Raw genomic sequence first — 6,508 nt, 5'->3', positions numbered from 1 at the left:
TCCAGCCCCGCCAGATACGCCCGCTCAATCACCAACCGCTGATTCGCGGTCAACCTCACTCCCGGCATGCGCCGCAACCTCTCACCTCACGATCGAGTTGCAACAACCGATTGAGTTCGCCGTGCGGAGCAACCCTAGGAACGTGTTCTCGACGATCAGCTCGTGCGTCTCCAGCGCTGCGCGGACGACGTCCACCGGTGCGGGCTCGAGGCTGCTCGCGTACGCCCAGTCGCGGCACGCCTCTGCGGCGCCGTCACCGGTCAGTCCGAGCGCGCGTACCTGCTCGGCGTAGGCGGCCGCCATGCGCTCCCACTCGGCGTCCTGCTCGGCCGCGACCTCCTCGGGGAGAGGCCGGCCCCAACCGCTCGGGCACCCGCCACACGTGCAGGCCCTGCGGCCAGTCACCAGGCTCCGGCTCGGCCTCGGCGAAGGCCGATCCCGGGGCAGCGCGCGAGGCGACCAGGTGTCCGAAGAACCCCACGACTACAGCTCGTCGGCCTCCGGCGGCTCGGGCTCGCGGGTGATGTGCATGGCCGCCTCCTCGGCGGACGCACCGGCGCCGTCGACGCCGACGTCGAGCGCGACCTCCTGCTTGTCGACGTCCTCGCCGAAGCCCCCGTCAGGGGCGACCAGCCGGCCGGTGCGCTCGTCGGCCTCGTCGAGGCCGAGCTGCTCGTCGAGGGCGTTCTCGTCCTCGCGGTCGTCGTCTGCGTCGTCCTCGGCGTAGGGGTCGATGTCGGGCTCCTCCTCGGCGAGCTTCTCGTCGAGGGACTCCCCCTGGCGGCGCTCGGCCTCGGTCGGGTAGTCGTCGTAGCCCTTGGGCGCCCGGTCCGGCGGGGAGTATCCCCGATCGAGGACGTCCTCGAGGTCACCGTCGTCCAGGGTGTCCCCCGGCTGCAGCTGGTCCTCGTCGTCGACGGACATGTCGCCGTAGGTCTCGCGGTCCTCACTCATGCCATCAGGACTACCGGACCGAGCAGCCGCGGACAAGTGCCGAAGGGGTGCCTTGGTGTCGACACGCTCGTGCCTCGCTGCTCAACCAGCGGCAGGGTGTCAGCCGAGCTCGCGCTCCAGCGCATCGGTGAGCAGTGCGACCAAGGCCTCGGTCTGGATGTTGGCCGAGGACGAGACCTCCTCGTCGGAGCCGTCGAGCGCCCGGGCGGCGAGGCCGGCCTTGGAGTCGATCAGCTCGGCGATCCGCGTGTCGATGGTCTGAGCGGCGATGATGCGCCACGCGGTGACCGGGTCGCTCTGGCCGATGCGGTGCACGCGGTCGATCGCCTGGGTCTGCTCGGCGTCGGTCCACGAGAGCTCGGACAGCACGACGTTGGACGCGACCTGGAGGTTGACGCCGACGCCGGCCGCGGCCAGCGAGCAGACGATGACCTGGACGTCCGGGTCGTTGACGAAGGCCTCGATGGCCCTCTCGCGAGCCTTGGGCGTCTGGTCGCCGCGGATCGAGGTGTGCTTGAGCCCGCGGCGGGTGAAGGTGTCCTCGGCGATGTCCATGACGTCGACGTGGCGGGCGAAGAAGACGACCTTGCCGACGTTGCGGGCGAGCTGCGCGGCGTAGTCGGCGGCGAGGCCGGCCTTGGCGCGGCCGATGCGGCGGAACATCGAGAAGACGTTCTCCCCGCCGGTGCCGGAGTCCATCTCCTCGCGCTCCCACGTCGCCACCCGGCGTACGAGCTCGTGGTCGATGCCGTCGACGACGGAGCCCGTACGCCGCGCCTCGAGCGCCGCCTTGTAGCGCTGGACGAGCCGTCGGGCGAGGTCCTCCTCGGCCGCGCGGATCGAGCGGGTGTCCTCGTCGTCGAGCTCGACCGGGATGTCGGCGATGCGGCGGGCGGGGATGTCCTCGGCGACGTCGACCTTGCGGCGACGCACGATGCCCATGTCGATGACGGCCTTGCGCGCGGCGGGGTAGAAGGAGTGGTCGGCCGGCGTCAGGTCGGTCTCGTCCAGCGACTCCATCAGGCGCGCGAGCGGCTTGTTGTCGTCGATCCACCCGAGGAACTGCCAGATCGCGCGGAAGTCCTCGATGTCGTTGATGAGGGGGGTGCCGGTCAGCGCCATCAGCAGCGGCCGTGCCGTGCGCGTGCGCAGCTTCTCGGAGAGCTCGAGCACGTGGCGCGAGCGCTGGGAGGTCTTGTTCTTGATGAAGTGGGCCTCGTCCACGACCATGCCGCGGAAGCCGAAGGTCCCGAGCCAGCCGACGTGGCGGTCGAGGATCTCGTAGTTGACGATGATGACGTCGGCGAAGGCGTCGACCTCGGCACCGTCGCCGTGGATCACGGTCGCCCGCCGGCGCGGGGTCCACCGCTCGGTCTCGCGGGCCCAGTTGGTCTTGACGACGTTGGGGCACACGACGAGCAGCGGGTACGCGTTCGCGGCCTGCGCGGCCAGCAGCGCCTGGGCGGTCTTGCCGAGGCCCGGCTCGTCGGCGAGGAGGAAGGTGCGGTGCCCCTCGGCGGCCGCGGCGATCATCCGCGCCTGGTGCGGCATCAGCTCGAGCTTGCCCGGCGCGTTGAGCGAGGTGGCCTCCGGCAGCTCCATGCACGACGAGGAGCCGCCGAGCTCGAAGGAGCGGAACAGCGGACCGAGCAGCTCCCAGGTGGCCAGCCGGCCGTGGGTGCTGCGGCGCTCGCGACCGATGTCGAAGTCGGGCACGAGGAACGGGTTGGCGAGCTGGTGCTGCACGACCGACTGCGGGATCACCCGGCGCTCGCCGAGGCCGGGGCCGGCCTCGTCGTCGGGCTTGGGCTCGTCGGGGACGACCTCGACGCCGGCCTTGCGAAGCATCTCGAGCCGCAGGTCGCGGGCGCTGTCGGTGACGACGGCCTCCTCCGACAGCAGGGCGAAGAGCGAGGGGTCGCGCGTGGCGGTCTTGGCGAGGATCGTCGCGATGCCGTCGAGGCGCTTGAGCTCGTCGGCCTTCTGTGCGTCGGTGAGCTCGGCGGAGGCGCGTACGTCGCTGCGGTGCTCGCGCACCAGCAGCGCGACCACCTGGAAGCGCACCCGCTGGCCCGGCGCGAGCGGCCCGCGCTGCACGGCGGACTCGAGCTCGCGCACCGCACGCGCCAGGACGGGGACGATGCCCTCGTTGTCCTTGTGGCGGGCGTGAGCAGGGGTGCGGCGTCCGCCGCGCTGGCGCTGGCGCTGGGCCAAGGGGTCCTCCCGGACGTGGGGTACGCGTCGTGGAGCCGGCGAGCCACTGTCGGCTCGGGCCGGAACGCCACGGCGTGGAGGTGTGGAGCGGGCGCCAGGTGCGCGGTGGCCGGCGGATCTGGGGTGATCACAGCGGCACGGCGTCTGGAACGCTGCGTCCACTGTAGCCCGCCGCCGGCCGATGGCGGTAAATATCCGCCGGTCAGCGCGCCGGACGGTGGTCGACGACCCGGCGCATCTTGCCGACGGAGCGCTCGATCGAGGCGACGTCGACGACCTCGACCGCCACCGTGACGCCGATGGAGGCCTTGATCCTCCGCGCCAGCTCGGCCTGCGCCGCTGCCGCCTCGGTGTCGGTCGTGGCGTCGCGCCGCTCAACGCGGATGGTGAGCGAGTCGAGGTTCCCGCTGCGGTCGAGGTGGCACTGGAAGTGCGGCGACAGCGTCGGGATCTGCAGGACGATCTCCTCGATCTGCGTCGGGAAGAGGTTGACCCCGCGCAGGATGATCATGTCGTCGGTGCGGCCGGTGATCTTCTCCATCCGTCGCATGCTGCGCGCGGTCCCCGGCAGCAGCCGGGTCAGGTCGCGGGTGCGGTAGCGGATGACCGGCATCGCCTGCTTGGTCAGCGTGGTGAGGACCAGCTCGCCCTCCTCGCCGTCGGGCAGCACCTCGCCGGTCACCGGGTCGATGACCTCGGGATAGAAGTGGTCCTCCCAGATGTGCAGTCCGTCCTTGGTCTCGACGCACTCGCTCGCCACGCCGGGACCGATCACCTCCGACAGGCCGTAGATGTCGACCGCGTGCATGTCGGTGCGCTCCTCCATCTCCCGGCGCATGTCGTTGGTCCACGGCTCGGCACCGAAGATGCCGACCTTGAGCGAGGTCGAGCGAGGGTCGACACCCTGCGCCTCGAGCTCGTCGATGATCGAGAGCATGTAGGACGGCGTCACCATGATCACGTCGGGCTCGAAGTCGAGGATCAGCTGCACCTGCCGCTGCGTCATCCCCCCGGACACGGGCACGACGGTGCAGCCGAGGCGCTCCGCTCCGGCGTGCGCGCCGAGGCCACCGGTGAAGAGCCCGTAGCCGTACGCGTTGTGCAGCACCATCCCCCGCCGCCCGCCAGCGGCGCGGATCGAGCGAGCCACCACGTCGGCCCACATGTCGAGGTCGGCGCGGGTGTAGCCGACCACCGTCGGCTTGCCCGTCGTCCCGCTCGACGCGTGGAGGCGTACGACTTCCTCGCGCGGCACCGCGAACATCCCGAACGGGTAGTTGTCGCGCAGCGTCGCCTTGGTCGTGAACGGCAGCCTCGCGAGGTCGTCGAGGGCGGTGACGTCGTCCGGTCGCATCCCGGCCGCGTCGAGGACCCGGCGGTAGTGGGCGACGTTGTCGTAGGCGTGCCGCACCGACCACTGCAGCCGCGTCAGCTGGAGCGCGCGCAGGTCCTCGACCGGTGCGGTCTCGATCGGGTCCAGGTCGCCGGGCCGAGGAGCAAGGTCGAGCACGGTGTGGTCCTCCGGATCGTGGAGCGGGTCGTGAGAACGTTCATCCATGTCAGAGCGCGTACGTCGGGGCCGGCCGGGCCACGACCAGGAGAGCGTGCTGCGTGTGGCGATCGACCTCTTCAACCGGCAAGGCTACGACGCCACGAGCATGGGTGACCTCGCGCGCGAGCTCGGGCTGACGAAGTCGGCCATCTACCACCACGTGACCAGCAAGGAGCACCTGCTCGAGCTGGCCGTCGACGAGGCGCTCGGGGAGCTCACGACCGCGCTCGACAGGGTGCGGGCCGACCCGGCGTACTCCCCCGAGCAGCGGCTGCGGGCGGCGGTGCGCAGCAGCGTGGTCGTGCTCGCCGAGCACCTGCCGGCCGTGACCCTGCTGCTGCGGGTGCGCGGCAACACGCCGGCCGAGCAGAAGGCCCTGGCACGCCGCCGCGACATCGACCACCGGCTCGCCGAGATGGTGCGCGAGGCCGCCGACGCCGGCGCCATCCGCGCGGACGTCGACCCCTTGCTGACAAGCCGCCTGCTCTTCGGCACCGTGAACTCGATGACCGAGTGGCTGCGTGACGACAGCGACGCGGAGGCCCTCGCCGACACGGTCACGACGCTGGCCTTCGACGGGCTGATGCGGCACGGGGACTGACTCCCGGGGCCCTTCGACCCTGCCCTCCCGCTGGTCCACGACCTAGCGTCAGGGAGTGGAGGGACCACGATGACGGACCACTGGCGCGACCTGCTCGGCGCCGACCCGCTGCCGTGGCTCCTGTCGTCGACGGAGCCCGCGGCACGCTGGGTCGTGCTGACCGGCCTGCTCGGGGCCGGCCCCCGCGACGACGACGTACGCCGTGCGCACCGGGACGTCGTCGCGGACCCGGCGACGAGGTCGATCGTCGCGCGGCTCCCCGACTGGACCGTGGACCAGCACCTCTCGGGCCACCAGAGCCCGTCCTTCGGGCCGCACCTGCTCGGGCTGCTGGCCGACATGGGCGTGCAGGCAGGGGACTTCCACGAGGTCGACGTGCTGCTCGACGCGATGCTCGCCCACCAGGAGGAGTCGGGGCGCTTCCCGTCCTTCGGGGCGGCGGCGCCGGGCGCGGCCCCGGTGTGGGGCGCGCTCCTGTGCGACGCGCACCCCGTGCTCGACGTGCTGGTCCGCTTCGGACGCCGGCAGGAAGACCGCGTGCAGGCGGCCCTCGTCCGGGCAGCGGCCGACCTCACCGACACCGCGCAGGGCCGCGCCTGGCCGTGCGTGCCGCACCCGGTGACCGGGTGGCGCGGACCCGGTCGGCGCGACGCCGTCTGCCCGATGGCGACCCTGCAGGCGCTGCGCGCCTTCTCCCGGCTCCCGCCCGCGGAGCGACCGGACGGCCTGCTGCCCGCCGCCCGCGTGGTGCTGCGCGCCTGGACCGAGCGCGGGACCGAGAAGCCCTACCAGTTCGGCCACGGGGTCCAGTTCAAGACGGTGAAGTGGCCGCCGACCTGGTACGGCTCGTACGGGGTCGTCGACACCCTGGGACGGTTCCCCGAGCTGTGGCGGGCCGATCCCTCCGGCCCGGAGGCGCGGGCGCTCGCGGAGGTCACGGCCTGCCTGCTGGCCTACAACGTCTCCACCGACGCGACCGTGACGCCGCGCTCGACCTACCGGGGGTTCGAGGGTCACTCCTTCGGGCAGAAGCGGCAGCCCTCGCCGTTCGCGACCGCACTCGTGCTCGCTGCCGTCCGGAGGGTCGACGAGCTCGCGCCCGAGGTGCTGCGCGTCGACGTCAGCGCGCTGGGGAGCTCGAAGGGCGGGAGCGGGCAGCCGGTCGCGCCGAGCGCGCGCTGACCGGG

At 72.1% G+C, this 6,508-nt stretch carries 6 protein-coding genes; 2 read left to right on the top strand and 4 right to left on the bottom strand.

Features of this window, described 5'->3' with window-relative positions:
- Nucleotides 1-81 precede the first annotated feature (81 nt).
- From AC57BS_RS00835 to paaK, 4 genes are all read right to left on the bottom strand, one after another.
- Nucleotides 82-405 carry a hypothetical protein gene (locus AC57BS_RS00835; RefSeq protein WP_496409658.1) on the bottom strand — a complete coding sequence of 108 codons (324 nt, stop codon included), beginning with the start codon at nucleotides 403-405 and terminating at the stop codon, nucleotides 82-84.
- Between the two features lie 78 nt (nucleotides 406-483).
- Nucleotides 484-954, bottom strand: a complete 471-nt coding sequence (locus AC57BS_RS00830) for a DUF5709 domain-containing protein (RefSeq protein ID WP_496409657.1) — start codon at nucleotides 952-954, stop codon at nucleotides 484-486.
- Between the two features lie 99 nt (nucleotides 955-1,053).
- Nucleotides 1,054-3,168: a DEAD/DEAH box helicase gene (locus AC57BS_RS00825; RefSeq protein WP_496409656.1), complete on the bottom strand. Its 2,115-nt coding sequence runs from the start codon at nucleotides 3,166-3,168 to the stop codon at nucleotides 1,054-1,056.
- Between the two features lie 202 nt (nucleotides 3,169-3,370).
- The gene (paaK, locus tag AC57BS_RS00820) at nucleotides 3,371-4,726 is read right to left on the bottom strand and encodes a phenylacetate--CoA ligase PaaK (protein ID WP_496409655.1); all 1,356 of its coding nucleotides are present in this window, start codon (nucleotides 4,724-4,726) and stop codon (nucleotides 3,371-3,373) included.
- Between paaK and AC57BS_RS00815 the strand changes: the two genes are divergently transcribed.
- Together AC57BS_RS00815 and AC57BS_RS00810 are read left to right on the top strand one after the other, a co-directional pair.
- Nucleotides 4,725-5,321, top strand: coding sequence for a TetR/AcrR family transcriptional regulator (locus AC57BS_RS00815; RefSeq protein ID WP_496409654.1), 597 nt, complete (start codon nucleotides 4,725-4,727; stop codon nucleotides 5,319-5,321). The two genes, paaK and AC57BS_RS00815, sit on opposite strands and share 2 nt — an antisense overlap.
- Before the next feature lie 69 nt (nucleotides 5,322-5,390).
- The gene (locus tag AC57BS_RS00810; RefSeq protein WP_496409653.1) at nucleotides 5,391-6,503 is read left to right on the top strand and encodes a hypothetical protein; all 1,113 of its coding nucleotides are present in this window, start codon (nucleotides 5,391-5,393) and stop codon (nucleotides 6,501-6,503) included.
- The last annotated feature ends 5 nt before the right edge of the window (nucleotides 6,504-6,508 follow it).

The sequence above is a fragment of the Nocardioides sp. BGA-UO-ETr-FS32 genome (genome assembly GCF_059567905.1).
The sequence above is the reverse complement of the archived record's forward strand: the minus strand, read 5'-3'. Positions and strand labels throughout refer to the sequence as shown.

Coding starts and splice junctions, on each gene's coding strand:
- AC57BS_RS00830 (WP_496409657.1), bottom strand. CDS start 954: ATGAGTGAGGACCGCGAGACCTACGGCGACATGTCCGTCGACGACGAG.
- AC57BS_RS00815 (WP_496409654.1), top strand. CDS start 4,725: ATGTCAGAGCGCGTACGTCGGGGCCGGCCGGGCCACGACCAGGAGAGC.
- paaK (WP_496409655.1), bottom strand. CDS start 4,726: ATGGATGAACGTTCTCACGACCCGCTCCACGATCCGGAGGACCACACC.
- AC57BS_RS00810 (WP_496409653.1), top strand. CDS start 5,391: ATGACGGACCACTGGCGCGACCTGCTCGGCGCCGACCCGCTGCCGTGG.